The sequence below is a fragment of the Actinacidiphila rubida genome, assembly GCF_900110255.1.
Taxonomy (GTDB): domain Bacteria; phylum Actinomycetota; class Actinomycetes; order Streptomycetales; family Streptomycetaceae; genus Actinacidiphila; species Actinacidiphila rubida.
On record NZ_FODD01000011.1, the window covers coordinates 1 to 17312 of the forward strand.

15 protein-coding genes are annotated in these 17312 nt (G+C 73.1%); 6 read left to right on the forward strand and 9 right to left on the reverse strand.

The window, feature by feature from the left end; translation table 11 throughout:
* The 3 genes from BMW99_RS12865 to BMW99_RS12875 all read left to right on the forward strand — a co-directional run.
* On the forward strand, positions 1-210 hold a 210-nt coding region (locus tag BMW99_RS12865), incomplete at its 5' end, for a heterodisulfide reductase-related iron-sulfur binding cluster (RefSeq protein WP_141726127.1).
* Positions 207-1679 carry a LutB/LldF family L-lactate oxidation iron-sulfur protein gene (locus BMW99_RS12870; RefSeq protein WP_075016826.1) on the forward strand — a complete coding sequence of 491 codons (1473 nt, stop codon included), beginning with the start codon at positions 207-209 and terminating at the stop codon, positions 1677-1679. The genes BMW99_RS12865 and BMW99_RS12870, both read left to right, overlap by 4 nt.
* On the forward strand, positions 1676-2368 hold the full coding sequence (locus tag BMW99_RS12875; protein WP_075016827.1) for a LutC/YkgG family protein: 693 nt from the start codon (positions 1676-1678) through the stop codon (positions 2366-2368). Before BMW99_RS12870 ends, BMW99_RS12875 begins: the two co-directional genes overlap by 4 nt.
* On the opposite strand, the gene BMW99_RS12880 is transcribed toward BMW99_RS12875, so the two are convergent.
* Entirely contained in the window at positions 2334-2714 is a 381-nt protein-coding gene (locus BMW99_RS12880) for a DoxX family protein (RefSeq protein ID WP_079138504.1), read from the reverse strand. The genes BMW99_RS12875 and BMW99_RS12880 overlap by 35 nt on opposite strands.
* Positions 2715-2820: 106 nt before the next feature.
* Entirely contained in the window at positions 2821-4641 is a 1821-nt protein-coding gene (locus tag BMW99_RS12885) for an ABC transporter ATP-binding protein (protein WP_069464108.1), read from the reverse strand.
* Between the two features lie 129 nt (positions 4642-4770).
* Between BMW99_RS12885 and BMW99_RS12890 the strand changes: the two genes are divergently transcribed.
* Positions 4771-5283: a MarR family winged helix-turn-helix transcriptional regulator gene (locus BMW99_RS12890; protein WP_079138505.1), complete on the forward strand. Its 513-nt coding sequence runs from the start codon at positions 4771-4773 to the stop codon at positions 5281-5283.
* A gap of 36 nt (positions 5284-5319) precedes the next feature.
* Here the strand turns inward: BMW99_RS12890 and mscL are convergent, their stop codons facing one another.
* The 3 genes from mscL to BMW99_RS12905 form a co-directional block, all read right to left on the reverse strand.
* A complete protein-coding gene (mscL, locus tag BMW99_RS12895) occupies positions 5320-5772 on the reverse strand; it encodes a large conductance mechanosensitive channel protein MscL (RefSeq protein WP_069464109.1) in 453 nt (150 codons plus the stop codon).
* A gap of 111 nt (positions 5773-5883) precedes the next feature.
* A complete protein-coding gene (locus tag BMW99_RS12900) occupies positions 5884-7608 on the reverse strand; it encodes a carbohydrate-binding module family 20 domain-containing protein (RefSeq protein WP_069464110.1) in 1725 nt (574 codons plus the stop codon).
* A gap of 216 nt (positions 7609-7824) precedes the next feature.
* The gene (locus BMW99_RS12905; protein ID WP_069464111.1) at positions 7825-8565 is read right to left on the reverse strand and encodes a hypothetical protein; all 741 of its coding nucleotides are present in this window, start codon (positions 8563-8565) and stop codon (positions 7825-7827) included.
* Between the two features lie 346 nt (positions 8566-8911).
* Here BMW99_RS12905 and BMW99_RS12910 point away from each other — a divergent pair, with 346 nt between their 5' ends.
* Together BMW99_RS12910 and BMW99_RS12915 are read left to right on the forward strand one after the other, a co-directional pair.
* Positions 8912-10834 (forward strand): ABC transporter transmembrane domain-containing protein, encoded by a 1923-nt coding sequence (locus tag BMW99_RS12910; RefSeq protein WP_079176032.1) that lies wholly within the window; start codon positions 8912-8914, stop codon positions 10832-10834.
* Positions 10831-12612: an ABC transporter ATP-binding protein gene (locus BMW99_RS12915; protein ID WP_075016828.1), complete on the forward strand. Its 1782-nt coding sequence runs from the start codon at positions 10831-10833 to the stop codon at positions 12610-12612. The genes BMW99_RS12910 and BMW99_RS12915 overlap by 4 nt, the downstream gene beginning before the upstream one ends.
* A gap of 75 nt (positions 12613-12687) precedes the next feature.
* Here BMW99_RS12915 and BMW99_RS12920 read toward each other — a convergent pair whose 3' ends face one another.
* From BMW99_RS12920 to BMW99_RS12935, 4 genes are all read right to left on the reverse strand, one after another.
* Complete coding sequence (locus tag BMW99_RS12920; RefSeq protein WP_075016829.1) at positions 12688-13569, reverse strand: GNAT family N-acetyltransferase; 882 nt, start codon at positions 13567-13569, stop codon at positions 12688-12690.
* Positions 13570-13655: 86 nt separating this feature from the next.
* Positions 13656-14663, reverse strand: coding sequence for a JmjC domain-containing protein (locus tag BMW99_RS12925; protein ID WP_079176033.1), 1008 nt, complete (start codon positions 14661-14663; stop codon positions 13656-13658).
* Positions 14664-14761: 98 nt separating this feature from the next.
* Positions 14762-15835: a cytochrome P450 gene (locus BMW99_RS12930; protein WP_079138915.1), complete on the reverse strand. Its 1074-nt coding sequence runs from the start codon at positions 15833-15835 to the stop codon at positions 14762-14764.
* Between the two features lie 584 nt (positions 15836-16419).
* Entirely contained in the window at positions 16420-17214 is a 795-nt protein-coding gene (locus tag BMW99_RS12935) for a metal-dependent hydrolase (protein ID WP_069466515.1), read from the reverse strand.
* Between the last annotated feature and the right edge of the window lie 98 nt (positions 17215-17312).

Below are 17312 nucleotides of genomic sequence, written 5' to 3' on the forward strand. Positions count from 1 at the left end.
ACCTTCGCCCTCAAGAACCCCGACGTGTCCACCGCCATGGGCACCGACAAGATCCACCACGCCCAGTCCACCGGCGCCGACATCCTGTGCGCCGCCGACAACTCCTGCCTGATGCACCTGTCCGGCCTGCTCACCCGCCAAGGCTCCCCCCAACGACCGGTCCACCTCGCCGAAATCCTCGCCGCCACCGAACAGGAGCCCTGGACATGAGCGGTGGAACCTTCATGGGCATGCCCGCCTTCCCCCAAGCCGCGAAAGCCGCACTCGCCGACACCCGACTACGCGCCAACCTCACCCACGCCACCCACACCATCCGCACCAAACGCGCCACCGCCGTCGCCGAACTCGACGACTGGAACGACCTGCGCGAAGCCGGAAAACAGATCAAAGACCACACCCTGGCCCACCTGGACACCTACCTCCTGCAACTCGAAGCAGCCGTCACCACCGCCGGCGGAACCGTCCACTGGGCCACCGACGCCGACGACGCCAACCGCATCATCACCGACCTCGTCCACGCCACCGGCCACACCGAAGTCGTCAAAGTCAAATCCATGGCCACCCAGGAAATCGGCCTCAACCACGCCCTGGAACAAGCCGGCATCACCGCCGTCGAAACCGACCTCGCCGAACTCATCGTCCAACTCGACGACGACCTGCCCTCCCACATCCTGGTCCCCGCCATCCACAAGAACCGGGCCCAGATCCGCGACATCTTCACCCACCACATGCACCACTGGGGCCGACCCGCCCCCGACAACCTCACCGACACCCCCGCCGACCTCGCCGAAGCCGCCCGCCTCCACCTCCGCGAAAAATTCCTCCGCGCGAAAGTCGCCATCTCCGGCGCCAACTTCATGATCGCCGAAACCGGCACCATCGTCGTCCTGGAATCCGAAGGCAACGGCCGCATGTGCCTGACCCTGCCCGACACCCTCATCACCCTCGCCGGCATCGAGAAAATCCTCCCCACCTGGCAAGACCTCGAAGTCTTCCTCCAAACCCTCCCCCGCTCCTCCACCGCCGAACGCATGAACCCCTACACCACCACCTGGACCGGCACCACCCCCCACGACGGCCCCCAAAACTTCCACCTCGTCCTCCTCGACAACGGCCGCACCAACACCCTCGCCGACCCCACCGGACGCCAAGCCCTCCGCTGCATCCGCTGCTCCGCCTGCCTCAACGTCTGCCCCGTCTACGAACGCACCGGCGGCCACACCTACGGCTCCCCCTACCCCGGCCCCATCGGCGCCATCCTCACCCCCCAACTCCACGGCACCACCACCCCACTCCACGCCTCCCTCCCCTACGCCTCCACCCTCTGCGGCGCCTGCTACGACGTCTGCCCCGTCGCCATCAACATCCCCGACATCCTCATCCACCTCCGCGAACGCATCACCGACCAACCGCGCAGCCACCCCTTGGAAAGCGCGGTCATGAAAGCCGCGGCCTGGATGCTCGACCACCCCGGCGCCTACGCGCTGGCAGGGCAGGGCGCCACCGCCACCCGCCGGCTCCACCCCACCGAACTCCCCCTCCCGGGACCGGCGAAGGCGTGGAGCAACAGCCGCGACCTGCCCGCCCTTCCCCAGCAACCGTTCCGCACCTGGTGGAAGAAACGCCCTGCCGGACAGGGACCCCACACGCCGCCCGCGGGAGAGGACACCCAGCGATGACCCCCGCCGACGAGGCGCCCGTCCCCGCCACGTCACGCGAGCGGGTCCTCGGCCGCGTCCGGGCCGCCCTCGGGGGCGGCGCCGCTTCCGGCACACCACGGCTCGACCCGGCCGTCCGCACGTACAAGGAGAGCCACGTTCCCGACGACCCCGCGTCGGTCCTGGCGCTCCTGGCGCACAACCTCGCCGACTACCGGGCAGGGGTCCACCACTGCACCGCCGGCGACCTCCCGGCCGTGATCGCCCGGCTCCTGGCCGACCGGGGCGCGGCCACCGCGGTCGTTCCCCCCGGGCTGCCGCCGCACTGGCTCGACGCGGTCACCGGCACACAAGTGGTCCACGACGACGGCACGCTGACCGCCCACCGCCTCGACACCGTCGACAGCGTCGTCACCGGATGCGCCCTGGCCGTCGCGGAGACCGGCACCGTCGTCCTCGACGCGGGACCCGGCCAGGGCCGGCGCATCCTCAGCCTCGTCCCCGACCACCACATCTGCGTCGTCGAAGCGCCGGAGCAGGTCGTCACCTCACTGCCCCGGGCACTGCCCAGGCTCGACCCGCGGCGCCCCATGACCTGGATCTCCGGCCCCTCCGCCACCAGCGACATCGAACTCGACCGCGTCGAAGGCGTCCACGGCCCGCGCACCCTCGACGTCATCCTGGTGAGTTCGTCACCGCCGAGCGGCTGACCTTCAACGCCCAGAGCACGAGCGGCACCTGGACGGGCAGCCGGCCGTAGGCGGCCGCCCTGAGCGGAGTGGGGCGGTGGCGCCAGTCGTACGCCATCTTGACGTTGGCGGGGAAGACGGCGACGAAGAAGCCCGCGGTGAGCAGCGCGCCCTTGCGGCGCGTGGCGGGGAGCGCCACGGCCGCGGCGAGGGCGAGTTCGGCGACGCCGCTGGCTCTGGTCCAGGTGCGGGGGTGCCCGGGCAGCGATCGGGGCACGGTCGCGTCGAAGGGCCGCGGTGCCAGGAAGTGGGCCGTGCCGGCGGTGGCGAGGAGTCCTGCGAGCAGGCGGGCGGATCGTGCGGGCACCGGGACCTCCAGGGGCGGGCGGGCGGCTCCCGCCGATGCCCCAACCCTACTGGCCGGTAAGAAGCGGGCGGGGCGCATCCCTCACGGTCCCGGACGCGGGCCTCCGCTACGTGGTCGCGGTGCTGGTGAGCCGGCTGTCGCGGCGGACCAGGGCGGCGTACCGGCCGTCGAGCGCGACGAGTTCGTCGTGGGTGCCGCGTTCCACGACACGGCCCGCGTCGAGGACGGCGATCTGGTCGGCGTCGCGGATGGTCGACAGCCGGTGCGCGATGGTGAGGGTCGTGCGTCCCTCGGACAGGGCGTCGATGGCGTCCTGGACCGCGGCCTCGGTGCGCGTGTCGAGCGCACTGGTTGCCTCGTCGAGGATGAGGACGGGCGGGTCGCGCAGGATCGTGCGGGCGATGGCCAGCCGCTGCTTCTCACCGCCGGAGAAGCGGTAGCCGCGCTCGCCGACGAGGGTGTCGTAGCCGTCCGGCAGGGACGCGATGTGGTCGTGGATCTGCGCGGCCTCCGCGGCGGCGCGGATCTCCTCGTCGGTGGCGTCCGGCTTGGCGAAGCGCAGGTTCTCGGCGACCGAGGCGTGGAACAGGTAGGTCTCCTGGGAGACCACGCCGACCGCGGAGGCCAGGGTGTCGAAGGTGAGGTCGCGGACGTCGGTGCCGTCCAGCGTCACGCGGCCGCCGGTCACGTCGTAGAGCCGCGGGACCAGGTAGCTGAGCGTGCTCTTGCCCGCGCCGGTCGCGCCGACGACGGCGAGGCTGGTGCCGGCGGGCACGTCGAGGTCGACGGCGCGCAGGGTCGGGGCGCCGCCCTCCTCGTCGTAGGAGAAGTCGACGTTCTCGAAGCGGACGTCGCCGCGGACGTGGTCGAGCCGCACGGCGTCCGGCTTCTCGGTGATGTCCACGGGCAGGTCGAGGTACTCGAAGATGCGCTGGAACAGCGCGAGCGAGGTCTGCACCTGCACGCCGGTGGCCAGCAGCGAGACGGTGGGCCGGAACATGCCCTGCTGGAGCGAGACGAAGGCGACGAGGGTGCCGATGGAGATCGCCGGGCCGTCGTGCCCGGTGGTCAGGCCGGCCGCCCAGTAGAGCAGCGCGGGCATCGCCGACATGACGATGCCGATCACGGCCATCCGCCAGCGGCCCTGCATGTTGGAGCGGACCTCCAGGTCGACCAGGCGCTCGGACTCGTCGGAGAAGCCGCGGGCCAGGGACTCGCCGCGGCCCATGGTGCGGCCGAGCAGGATGCCGCTGACCGAGAGGGACTCGGTGACGATCGCGGACATCGCGGCCATCTGCTTCTGCCGCTCGCTGGTGATCTTCTTGCGCTCGCGGCCGACCTTGCGGGCCACCCACACGAAGACCGGGAGTAGCAGCAGGGAGACCACGGTGAGCCGCCAGTCGAGGGCGAGCATGGCGACGACGGAGGCGATGACCGCGGTGGCGTTGGAGACCAGCGAGGTCGCGGTGGACGTGACGGTGGCCTGCATGCCGCCGATGTCGTTGGCGATCCTGGACTGGACCTCACCGGTGCGGGTCCTGGTGAAGAAGGCCAGGGACATGCGTTGCAGCCGCTCGTAGACGGCGGTCCGCAGGTCGTGCATGACGCGCTGACCCACCGTGGTGGAGATCAGGGTCTGCAGGACGCCGAAGACGCCGTTCGCGACGGCGGTGGCGATCATGCCGAGGGCGAGCAGGCTGAGCAGCCCGGTGCGGCCCTGGGGGATGGCGGTGTCGAGGATCGCGCGCAGCATGAAGGGCGAGGCGACCGAGACCAGGGAGGACAGGGCGACGAGCACGCCGACGACGGCGAGCCGGCCGCGGTAGGGGCGGAACAGCCGCGTGATGCGGCGGACGTCGTTGGGGGTGGCCGGTTTCTTCTTCTTCGGTGGCGTCCACCGGGAGACGAGATCGTTTTCGGGGCGCAAAGGACTCCTTGCGGGTTTCGGGGTCCCTGCCGCGCGCCGGGGTCGGGGCACGGCGGGGTCAGGACATTGGGAGTGTAGTTCATTGTTACCTATACTCACAATGAATGCTGATCCTGATACCCTCGGACCATGGAGTCCCGCACCGTTCCGCTCGATGTCGCGCCCGCCCCCGACGAGGCAGCCGCGCAGGTCACGGAGCGTCCCGACGAGCTGACGGGCCGGCTCGCCGACCAGCTGCTCGGGCTGAGCCGGCGGCTGCACCGGGCCCAGCGGCGGCTGATGGAGCCGATCGGCGTGACGCCCGCGCAGTCCCGGCTGCTGCGGGTGCTGTCGCACTGCTCGGAGCCCCCGCGGATGGCTGACGTCGCGCAGCGCCTGGAGGTGGTGCCGCGCGCGGTGACGACGCTGGTGGACGCGCTGGAGGCGGGCGGCCTGGTACGCCGGGTACCCGATCCGCACAACCGCCGCGTGATCCGCATCGAGCTGCGGGACGAGGGCGCCCGGGTGCTGATGGAGCTGCGGCAGGCCCGCCGCACCGCGGCGGCCGACCTGCTGGCGCCGCTCGACGACGGCCAGCGGGCGGCGCTCACCGCGCTGCTGGCCGTACTCGACGAGGAGGAGCCGCACCCGGCCCGTGGCTGACGCCCGCGGGTCGACGGCTCCCCGTGCCGCGGGGTGCTACTTGGTGAGCCTGGCACCCTCGTCCGCGGGGCCGCCCTGGGCGACGACCGTCGGGGAGAGCTGCACGGTGCAGGCGCTGCAGCGCCTGGCGGCGGCCGGGATCGCGGTCAGGCACTCCGGGCACTCGCGTACCGAGGCGTTCGCGGCCTTGGGGAAGAACCGCTCCTGCATCTTGTTCATCGGCATGACGACGAGGAAGTAGATCACCGCGGCGACGATCACGAAGCTGATCACCGCGTCGATGAACAACCCGTACGGGAAGGTCACCCCGGACGCACGGAACGTCTTGGCGCTGAAGTTGCCGGTGGCACCGCTGGCGAGGCCGACGACGGGCGTCAGGAACGCCTTGACGAAGGCGGTGACCAGCGTGGTGAAGGCCGCGCCGATGACGATGCCGACGGCGAGGTCGACGACGTTGCCGCGGAGCAGAAATGCCCTGAAGCCCTTCATGGGTGGGGGTCCCCTCTGTGGTCAAGATTCTTTGGGCGGGCACCAGCATGCCAACTTCGCCACAGAGGGGCCAATCCGCGTTCCCCGCCTCACGCGTTGTGCTGATTCACCTCAGTTACGCCATGCGTCGTTCAGGACGATCTTGCCCGAAACGGGTACGGTAGCCGTCCGGTTTGCCCCTGATTCCCAGGTGACGGCACCACTGGAGTCCTTCCGGATGTACTTGTACTGAATCGCCGTTCCGGCCGGGATCGTCACGTCGGCCTTCCACACCGGGTAGCTCGCCGAGGACAGCGGAACCGCCTTGGAGGTGTCCCAGCCGCCGAGCGCGGCGGCGTCCCCGGCCACGAAGATGTTCTGCCCGACGACGGTCGTGGCGTTGACCGCGAAGGAGGCGCCGGCCGACGGGTCGGGAGTGCCGGTGCCGCCGCTGGACGACGTGCCGGAGCAGGGAGCGCCGGCGTAGAGGGCGACGGCGTCGCCCGCGCCGACGGTGGCCGTGAACCGGCCGTCGGAGCCGACGCTGTAGGTGGCGCCGGCGTGCTGCACGTCGCAGTAGGTGCCGGCGGGCAGCGAGGTGGCGAAGGTCTGGGTGATCGCGCCGCTCTCGTGGTTGATCGCCACGTAGCCCTTGCTGCCGCGGCCGAACGCGATGGCGTTGTTGCCGTTGTCCCACCAGTTCGTCACGGCGGTGCCGGCCACGGCGTTGTGGAAGCCGACCATGCCGGCGATCTGCGGCCAGGCGTGCTGGCACTTCCAGCCGTCGCTGTAGCAGGCGTTGACGGTGCCGCCGTTGGGCGGGCCGGCGTCGGTGTCCGAGAACTCGTAGCCGGAGTAGACGTTCGGCGAGCCGTAGGGCCAGGCCAGCAGGTAGACGTTGGCCAGGGTGTAGGTGTTGCCGTACGTGTAGTTGAGGGTGGAGCCGTTCCGTTCGGTGTCCCAGTTGTCCACGAAGGTACGGGCGTTGGCGCTGGGCAGGTAGCCCGCACCCCAGGAGGCCCCCCAGTTGTTCAGGTAGGCGAGTTTCTCGCTGGAGAAGATCCGCTTGAGGTCGTACGCGCCCTGGAACAGGTCGACGTCTCCGGTGCCGGTGTACTCGCCCGGCTGGACGGCCTCACCTGCGCCGTAGATGACCTCCTGCGCCCAGAAGACCCCCGGGTTGGTGAGCTTGGCCTTGATCGCGGACAGGTCGGACGCGGCGATGTGCTTGGCGGCGTCGATGCGGAAGCCGTCGGTGCCCAGGGCGATGAGGTGGTTGAGGTAGCCGGCGATCGTGCTCCGCACGTAGTCGCTGCCGGTGTTCAGGTCCGCGAGACCGCTCAGCTCGCAGTTCTGCACGTTGTCGCGGTTGGTGTAGTCGGTGATGTTCGTCCGGCAGGAGTGGAAGTCCTGGTCCTGGTAGTAGCCGGGGTAGTCGTACTTGGTGTAGCTGCTGCCGCCGGTACCGGTGCCGGAGCCCGCGGACATGTGGTTGATCACGGCGTCGGCGATGACCTTGACGCCCGCGGCGTGGCAGGTGTTCACCATGTTCTGGTACGCCGTGGCGTCGCCGAGCCGGCCGGCGATCTTGTAGCTGACCGGCTGGTACGACGTCCACCACTGGGAGCCCTGGATGTGCTCCTCGGGAGGCGACACCTCGACGTAGCCGTAGCCGTCGGGGCCGAGGGTGCTGGTGCACGCCTGGGCGACCGAGGCGAAGGACCACTCGAAGAGCGTCGCGGTGACGTCCTTGGTGCCGGGCGGGGCGGCCTGCGCCGGGTGCGTGGCCGAGACGGCGATCAGGCCGGCCGCGGCGACGACCGCGGCGAGGGCGCCGTTGAGGACGCGGGATCTCATGGGCGGCTCCTTCGGGAAGCGGGCAGCGTGCTGCCCTCGAAGGCAGCCACGCGCCTGGCCGCCGGGTGGGGGAAGGGAGCCCGGTCCCTCGGGCTCCGCCGAGGAGCTTCCCGCCGTGGACGCGTACGCGTCAATACGTCGGCGAAGGAACTTTCCGTCTCTTGCTGAAAGTCCTTTCTTCCACCCGCCGCCCAGGGCACGGCGGGTGACGTCCCGTCAGCTCGCGAGATCCGCGGTGTCGCCCATGACGACCACGGGGTGGGCGGACGGCTGCAGGGTGTGCAGCAGGTACCGGAGGGCGTCCTTGGACACGGTCACGCAGGCCGACGTTCCCTGGCCGTGGTCCAGGTGGATCCAGATCCCGCCACCCCGGGACTGGCCCTGCGGGCGGGTGGGGTCGCTCGGCGAGGTGCCGACCACCCGGTTGTAGTCGATCGCGATCACGTAGTCGAAGTCGTGGTGGTAGCTCGCCGGCCAGGACGACGGCGTGGTGAACGCGGTCGACCGGTGGTACGGCAGCCGCGAGCCGGGGTCGGGCAGCAGGCCGCCGGCGTCGTGCAGGGAGAACACGCCGACCGGGCTCCTGAGGTCGCCCTCGTGGTGCTGGAGGGTCCAGCCGTGGATCGCGTTGTGCGACGCCCAGCTGGGACCGCGGTGCCAGACGCCGCCGCTGCGGGTGAAGAGCGTCACGCTCGACTTCGACGTGGTCGGGCTCGCGCCGTACACGACCAGCGCCTGCCGCGCCGAGGCCGGGACCTCGGCGGTCAGCCGGGGACCCACCCCCGGCAGGGTGCGGGTGTCGGTGGGAGTCGTGTGCGGGCTCGGCGCCTTCCCGGCCTGGGACGCGGCGGGGTCACCGGCCGCCCGGCCCGAGCCACCGCAACCGCTCACCAGCAGCGCGCACGCCGCCGCGGCCGCGAACACCGCCGTCCGCGCGGTGCCGACCGTTCGCCGCATCCGTACCCCTCCCACGTTCCCGATCCCCGTTCGCGATCCCGGCGCCCGGACCGTCCCGCGGTCCGTCACCGGACCCGGTCCCGATCCCGATCCCGATCCCGGTCACGATCCCGGACCGTCCCTTCCGTCACACGAACGTACCGCGTGAGGTGGCGCGTTCCTGACCGGGACACCGGAAAACCTGTTGACCCCCTGTGCTCGACGCGCGAACCTTGCACGGCTCCTGACCACTCCCGGCAGGGTTCATCCGTATATGCGCGTACTGCACGGATGATCCCGATTCGCCTGCCTCATCCCCGCGGCACGGCTCCCCGTGCCCGCTCCCCCGCTCAGATTCCAGGACCCCATGCCGTCCCTCCGCAGTCTTCCGTTCCCCGACCCGGGTGTGCCCGACGTGCGCTCAGGGTTCCGCTTCCTGCTCTGGATGGAGATCCGCCAGTGGCGCGGGCAGGCGGTCGCCGCCGCGTGGGGCACCCTCCACCTCGCGGCCGTGGCCTGTTTCCCGGCCGCCGTCGGCATGGCCGTCCAGGCCGTCATCGACGGCTCGGGGTCGCGGCTGGCCCTCGCCGGCGCCCTGATGCTGCTGCTCGGCGTCCTCACCGCGCTGGGCGACACGATGCTGCACCGCACGGCCGTCACCAACTGGATCAGCGCCGCCGCACGCGTGCAGCAGCTGCTCGCCCGCAAGACCGTCGAGCTGGGCGCCGTGCTCACCCGGCGGGTCGCGGCCGGCGAGGTGGTGGCGGTCAGCACCGGCGACGTCGAGAAGATCGGCTGGTTCGTGGAGGCGCTCGCCCGCTTCACCTCCGCCCTGCTGGCGACCGTCGGCCTCGCGGTCGCGCTGCTCTTCTACGAGCCCCGGCTCGGGCTGCTCGTGGCGGCCGCGGTGCCGGTGCTGGCCCTGGCGGTGCTGCCGCTGCTGCCGTCGGCGACGCGGCGCGCCGACCTGCAGCGGGAGAAGGCCGGCAAGGCGACCGAACTGGCCTCCGACACCGTGGCCGGGCTGCGGGTGCTGCGCGGCATCGGCGGCGAGGAGCTGTTCCTCGACCGCTACCGCAGCGCCTCCCAGGAGGTGCGGACCGCCGCCGTGCACAGCGCCCGGATGTGGGCGCTGATCTCCGCCGTGCAGGTCGCGCTCCCGGGCCTGCTCCTGGTCGGCGTGGCCTGGTACGGGGTGCGGCTCGCGCTCGACGGCCGCATCTCGGTGGGTGAACTGGTCACCGTCTACGGCGCGGTGGGGTTCCTGATGCTGCCGCTGCGCAACTTCCAGGAGATCGCGATGGCCTGGTCGTTCTCGCGGCCCTCCGCGAAGCGGGCGGCGCGGGTGCTGGGCCTGCGGCGGACCGTGGCGGACACCGTGCCCGGCGGCCCGGACGCCGCCGGTACCGGCCCGCTGTCCGGCGAACTCCACGACCCGGCCACGGGGTTGAGGGTGCAGGCCGGGCTGCTGACGGCCGTGGTGTGCGGGGACCCGGACGCCGCGGGCGTGCTCGCCGACCGTCTCGGCGGGCACAGCCCGCAGGCCGTGGGCGGCGAGGTGTCGGCCGAACTGGGCGGCTGGGCGCTCGACGCGCTGCCGCTGGCCGTCGCCAGGTCCGCCGTGCTGGTCCAGGACAAGGACCCGGTGCTGCTGTCCGGCACCCTGGCAGAGCTGCTGGACGTGCCCTCGTCGGGCCGGGTCGCGCCGGCCGAGGCGCTGGCGGCCGCCCAGTGCCAGGACGTGCTCGACGCGCTGGTGCAGTCGCTCGTGGGCCCTGACGCGGAGTCCGGCGACCCGATGCGGGCGCGGATCACCGAGCGCGGCCGTTCCCTGTCCGGCGGGCAGCGGCAGCGGCTGGCACTGGCCCGCTCCCTGGTCACCGACCCCGAGGTGCTGGTCCTCGACGAGCCGACGTCGGCGGTCGACGCGCACACCGAGGCGCGGATCGCGCGCGGCCTGCACGAGATCAGGGCCGGCCGGACGACGGTCGTCCTCACCTCCAGCCCGCTGGTGCTGGACCGCGCCGACCTCGTGGTGTTCGTCGACGGCGGCAGGGCCGCGGCCAGCGGCCGCCATCTCGACCTGCTGCGGACCGACCCCCGCTACCGGGCCGTGGTGACCCGCGACACCGACGACGGGGACGGAGCCGGGGCCGGGGCCGGAGCCGCAGCCGGGGCCAGGGCCGGGGAAGGGAACGACGGCCACGCCTCGGCCGAGGACCGGGACGGCGCGCCGGCCGGCGAACACGTGCCGCCGCAGTCCGGATCGACCCAGAAGGAGTCCGCATGATCGGCGTGCGACCGCCGGAGTACGACCCGGCCGCACCGCAGCAGAGCACCACCCTGCCGGTGGGGTCGCCGGCCACCGTCCGCGCCTACGTGCGCGACCTGGTCCGGCGGCACCGGCGCGACTTCGCCCTGCTGATGGGCGCGAACACCGTCGCCGTGGTGGCGTCGATGGTCGGCCCCTACCTGCTGGGCGGCATGGTCCAGGACCTGTCGACCGGGCACCGCCACATCCATCTGGCCCCCGTCGTCTGGCTGTTCCTGGCGGCACTGGTCGTGCAGGCGGTGTTCGTGCGGCTGGAGCAGCTGCGCGGCGCCGTGCTGGGCGAGCGGATGCTCGCCGACCTGCGCGAGGACTTCCTGGTGCGCTCGGTGGCACTGCCGCCCGGCGTGCTGGAGCGCGCCGGCACCGGCGACCTGCTGTCCCGGATCACCACCGACGTGGACCGGCTGTCGAACGCGATGCGCGAGGCCGTGCCGCAACTGGTGATCGCCGTGGTGTGGGCGACGCTGCTGCTGGGCGCGCTGACCCTCACCTCGCCGCCGCTCGCGCTGTCGGTGCTGGTCGCGGTGCCGCTGCTGGTGGCGGGCTGCCGCTGGTACTTCCGGCGCGCCCCGCAGGCGTACCGCTCGGAGGCCGCCGGCTACGCGGCGGTGGCCGCGGTGCTCGCCGAGTCCGTGGACGCGGGCCGCACCATCGAGGCCCACGGGCTGGGCGCCCGCCGCGAGGACCTGTCGCGGCTGCGCATCGGCCAGTGGGTGGCGTGGGAGCGCTACACGATGTGGCTGCGGAGCGTGCTGTTCCCGGTGATCAACCTGACCCACACGGTGATCCTCACGGCGGTGCTGATGATCGGCGGCGCGTTCGCCCTCAACGGCTGGGTGACCGCGGGCGAGTTGACCACCGGCGCCCTGTACGCGCAGATGCTCGTCGACCCGGTGAACCTGATCCTGCGCTGGTACGACGAGTTGCAGGTGGCCCAGGTGTCGCTGGCCCGGCTGGTCGGGGTGCGCGAGGTCGCCGAGGACGACGGCGACGCCTCGATCGCGCCGGACGGCCGCGAAGTGGCCGCGGACAACGTGCGGTTCGGCTACCGGGCGGGCTCCGACGTGCTCCACGACGTGACGCTCAGCGTCGCGCCGGGCACCCGGCTGGCCCTGGTCGGGCCGTCGGGCGCGGGCAAGTCCACGCTCGGGCGGCTGCTCGCCGGCATCTACGCCCCGCGGACCGGCGAGGTCACCCTCGGCGGAGCGGAGCTGGCCCGGATGCCCGCCGAGCACGTCCGCTCCCATGTGGCGCTGGTCAACCAGGAGCACCACGTGTTCGTCGGCTCGCTGCGCGACAACCTGCGGCTGGCGCGGGCCACCGCGGGCGACGACGAGCTGTGGGAGGCGCTGGCCGCGGTCGACGCGGACGGCTGGGCGCGGGCGCTGGACGGCGGGCTCGACACCGAGGTCGGCTCCGGGGGTTCGGTGCTGACGCCGGCCCAGGCGCAGCAGCTCGCGCTGGCCCGCCTGGTGCTGGCCGACCCGCACACCCTGGTCCTGGACGAGGCGACGTCGCTGCTCGACCCGCGGGCGGCCCGCCACCTGGAGCGCTCCCTGTCACGCGTCCTGGACGGCCGCACGGTCGTCGCGATCGCGCACCGCCTGCACACCGCGCACGACGCGGACGTCATCGCGGTGGTCGAGGACGGGCGCATCAGCGAACTGGGCAGCCACCACCAACTGGTCGCCGCGGACGGCGCCTACGCGGCCCTGTGGCGTTCCTGGCACGGGTAGCCGCGCCGGGCGCGGGACGGGGCCGGCGGGCCGGGCGGGGCAGGGCAACGGCAGGTCCGGCGGGGCGGGTCACGGTCACAGGTCGCGCTGGTACTGGCGGGTGGTGTGCGCGGGCCGGTAGCCGAGCGCATCGTTGATCCGCCGGATGGGGGCGTTGGTGTCGGCCGTGTCCGTCAGCAGGCCGTCGAGGAGCGGATGGTGCTCGCGGGCGTGCCGGACGGACGCGGCCTTCATCCACAGGCCGAGGCCGCGCCCGCGGTGGCCGAGGAGGACGGCGGTGCCGTGGTGCCGGGCGTCGCCCCGGCCGTCGCCCGGCAGGGCCAGTTCGGTGTATCCGGCGATCGTGCCGTCCTCCTCGCTGACGGCGGCGACGGTGTGCAGCCGGTCGCCCTGCCGGCCGACGGCGGCCACAGCGGCCCGCAGGCGGTCCAGGTCCCAGGGGACCGCGCGGAAGTCGACGCCGCCGGAGGGGGTGTCGTCCATGGCGCGGCGCGCGGCGACGAAGCCGCCGGCGAGCGCGTCCGGGACCATGCCGTCCCAGGAGGCGAGGCGGTATCCGGGGTGCGGCGCGTCGATGATCCCGGTCAGCGCCGCCGCGTCCGTGCCGGCCAGGGGAAGCCGGGCGGCCACGAGGGTCAGCACCGGGTGGAAGTCCCGTGCCGCCAGGAAGCGTTCGGCCGGTGAGCCGGCCACCGCGTGCGCGACGACGCGGCGGCGGTCGTGCTCGCGCGCGGCCGCCAGCGCCGCGTCCAGGAGGCGCGGGCCGGCGTCCCCGCGGGCCTCGGCCGGGTGCACGTGCAGGTCGAGTCCCGCGAGGTGCTCCTGCCCGCTCCGGGTGAAGACGAAGAGGAACGCCGATCCGACGGGCAGGCCGGTGGTGTCGGACGCGAGCCAGGCGAGGCGGTGGCCCGCGGGACCGGCGACGGGGTCGGTCAGCGCGACGAGGCGGGTGGGCATGGCGGCTCCGTGCTCGGGGTGGCGGATGCGCAGGGCCGGCGCCCGGAGGGCGGCCGGACCCGGTGGCGGGGCGTGTGGGGCGGTCCTCAGCGGGAGGTGCGCGCGGTGTCCAGCAGCCTGCGCCAGGTGTGGCCGGCGGGCCCCCGCGCGGACCGTCCGTCGCCGGACCCGTGGGTCTCCCACGCCCTGGCCGTCTCGGCGAACGTCTCGGCGTGGGCGGGCGTGGCGGGCCGTCGCGCCTGGCCGGCCCTCGCGGCGCGCCGCAGGTCGGCCGGCTCGATCGTGCCGAGTCTCGCGCGGACGTGGCCGAGCAGCGTGGCGCAGACGTCGTCGATCGCGGCCTCGCCGAGCGGGCGGGCGGGCAGCTCCAGCCCTTCGGCCAGCAGCTGTCCGAGGGCGGACCGCAGGTCGTCCAGCCCGACGTCGCGGATCGTCAGCGACAGGTGGGCGGACAGCCCGGCGGCGCCGACCGCGCGGTGCGCGAAGCCCCGGGGCACGTACAGCACGCTGCCGGGTTCCAGGACGCCGTGCAGGAGCCGCGGGGAGTGCTCGTCGTCCGGCAGTTCCCCGGGCGACCAGTCCGCGGCCGACGGGGCGTCGTGCACGTACCAGGTCTTCCGGCCCGCGACCTGGAGGACGAACACGTCCGCGTCGTCGCGGTGGACCGCGAGTCCCTGGCCGCCGGCGGGCGTGAGGAAGAAGAACGCCTCGACCCGGCGGCCGAGTTCGGCGGACAGTCGCGCCGTCAGGTCGGCCGTGGGAGCGTGCCACTGGTCGACGTACCGCAGGAGCAGGGTCGCCCCGCCGCGCAGGAGGGAGACGACCTTCGTCCGGTCGGCGAAGCCGGGGTGCGCGGTGCCGCCGACGACGCGGGACACGGTGTACGCGTCGGGCGGGACGACGACCTTCTGGGAACGGACCATCTCCAGGTAGGGCGTGCGCAGCAGCCCCGAGTCGAAGGCGGCGTCCAGCGCGTCGAGGCCGAACGGCGAGCTGAGGCTGCCCGGGGTGAACACGGCGGGCTTGTGCTGCCACTGCCCGCCGGCGAAGCTCTCGATGTCGCCGACCCATGCGGCCAATGTCGGTGATTCCATGGTGCGTCCTGTGGTGTCTGGGTGTTCCGGCTCGCTGTCCAGCGCGCGTCGCCGCTGGTCGCGATCGGGGAGCGGGCCCGCGCGGGCGGGACCCGCGCTCATGGCGTGACCGCGGCCTCGAACCGCACGGAGAGCAGGGAGCGCAGGGGGACCCGCGTCTCCTGCCCGGGGCCGCGGACGGTGAGCCGGTGGTCGAGGGCGACCGTCACGAGTCGCTCGGCCAGGGGTACCACCAGGTGCTTCGCCCAGCAGCGGGCGCCGTCGAATCCGAACGGCATGAACGCGGGCGTCCCCTCCGGGTCCGCGACCCCCGACCACCGCTCCGGCCGGAACTCCGCCGGATCGGACCAGTGGTCCGGGTCGCGGTGCATCAGGAGCGGGAAGAGCGCGAGGTCGTCGCCGGGCCGGATGGCCGGGTGGAGTCCGGCGTACGCGTCTCCGCCCTTGCGGAAGAGCATCCACGCGGGCGGGAGCAGCCGCAGCGTCTCCCACAGGACCTCGGTGAGGCCGGTCGGCGATGCCGGGGACGTCGCGCGGGCCGTGGATCGGGCGGCGGGACCCGTCAGCCAGAGGGCGTTGGCGGCGAGCGCGGCCACGCCGTCGCAGAGGGTGGCGGTGGCACGCCGGTAGAGGGCGACGGCCTGGCGTCTGTCCTGGGGGCCGGATGCCGCGCGGATCCGGCCGGCCAGCGCGGTGCCGCCGTCTCCGGCCCCGGACCCCGGCCGGACGGCGACGGCGTGGTCGACGATCCGGGACAGCGTGCCGGAGCGGGTGACGCCGCGCCTGGCCAGCAGGGACACCGGCAGCGGGTCGGCGGAGAAGAGCCACGCGCGCAGGTAGGAGGTGGCCACGTCGGGCCAGGTGCCGGACAGCCGGCTCGCGGGTGGCGGTGGCGTCCCGATGCCCGTCATGACGTCCTGCCCCAGCGCGCGGATCGTCCGGGTCGCGCTGTCGTGGCCGATGTCGGCGCCCGCGGCGGGCTTGTAGACCGAGCGCTCCGCCGGCAGGACGGGACGTGCCGCGACGATGTCGGAGACCAGGCGGGGGTCGGAGACGCCGACCGTGGTCGCGTCGATCCGGAAGACCTTCTCCTCGCGGGCCAGCAGGTCCTGGATCCGCGGCGCGTACACGACGCCGTGGTCGCGCACCTGTGCCTGCGCCAGCTCTTCCACGAGAATTCCGCCTCCATGACATGGCGATGACGTGCGATCCCCGCGCACGGCGCGGAGCGTTCGGGACGGTGGGGCAGCGGCCGTCGGGCCGGCGAGCCCTCGGGCGGCGGGTACCGCCGGTGGGGGCGGGCGTGGCTGCGCCCCCACCGGTGGCGGCGCGTCAGATGACGTGCAGCGGCCAGGCGTTGGCGGCCAGGTCCTCGTCCTGCTTGAACCTCTTCACGATCGCCTTGATCATCTTCATGGCTTGCTCCGTTCGCACGGGTGCGGGCAGCACTCGTCGCAGGAGAGCGCCCGCACCATCATCAGAGTCCGCCTCCCGGCCGGGAGGCGGACGGCTCTCATCACATCCCGGGCCGGAACCGGAATCGAGCCCTACTGATGCCCCCTTGACGGGCGGCGGCCTCCTCTTGGCGACCCGCTGACGCTGCCAGGACGAGGCCGTCGCGGAAGGTCCCGGAACGGCACGACGGGGCAGGCGCGCGGAGCGCGCCTGCCCCGTCGACGGCGGAGAGCGGAGGCGGAGAGAGGGAAGAACCGGAGGGGGATGCGGGGGGCGGAGAAAAGGGGCCGGCGGCTCGGCGTCAGCCGAGCACGCCCACGGCGCCGAGCGCGCAGACGCCGCCCGCGAGGAAGAAGACCGGGGTCAGCAGCTTCAGCTCGACCCAGCTGCCGGCCCGGAAGCGCATGAACTTCGGCGGGCCGATCGGGTACCAGCGCTTGCGGCCTATCGGGATCGGCCAGAGGATCGGGCAGCCGGAGATGGTGATGGCGTCGCCGACGCAGTGGACGAGGGCGCCGAGGATGATCGGCAGGCCGATCCACATGTAGTGCTGGCCGGGCTGCGTGAACAGCCAGTCCTTGCCGTTGCCGGGGTTGTCGAGCGCGTCGGCGAGCACCCAGGCACTCGTCGCGCCGAGGAGCCAGACCAGGACGTCGCTGGACACCCGGGCCGCCCGCCACAGCAGGCCTTCCACGGCCAGCACCATGTGGACGAAGAGGATGGCCAGCACCGCCCAGCGCCCGCCGTAGACGGCCGCGGCCGAGCAGCCGACGCCGATCAGCGCGGCCCACACGGCGGTGTGGGTCAGCGTGCGGTGCCCGCCGGTGCGGCGCGGGTCGCGCTTGCCGCGGGTCGCGTTGTACGTGGCGTGCGCGATGCCGTCGATGATCTTGCACGCGGCCTTGGACAGCGGCCCGAAGGACCGCGAGATCGTGGCCGCGTGGTGGTCCAGATCGGGGGCGAGGGCCGCTCCCGCGCAGATCAGCGCGCCGACCACGAGCGTCGGCCACGGCATCGGGTCGCCCAGGCCGGCGGCCACGGCGCCCGTCGCCATCCAGGCGGCGGCTCCCGACAGTGAGTGCGCGGGTCCCATCATGGTGCTGCCCAGCCCCCCTTGTCCGCCCTGGTCAGGCGGAGTTGACACGTCGTTGAGCGCACACCTTACCGTTGATGATCAACGGCCTCGTCCGCCGG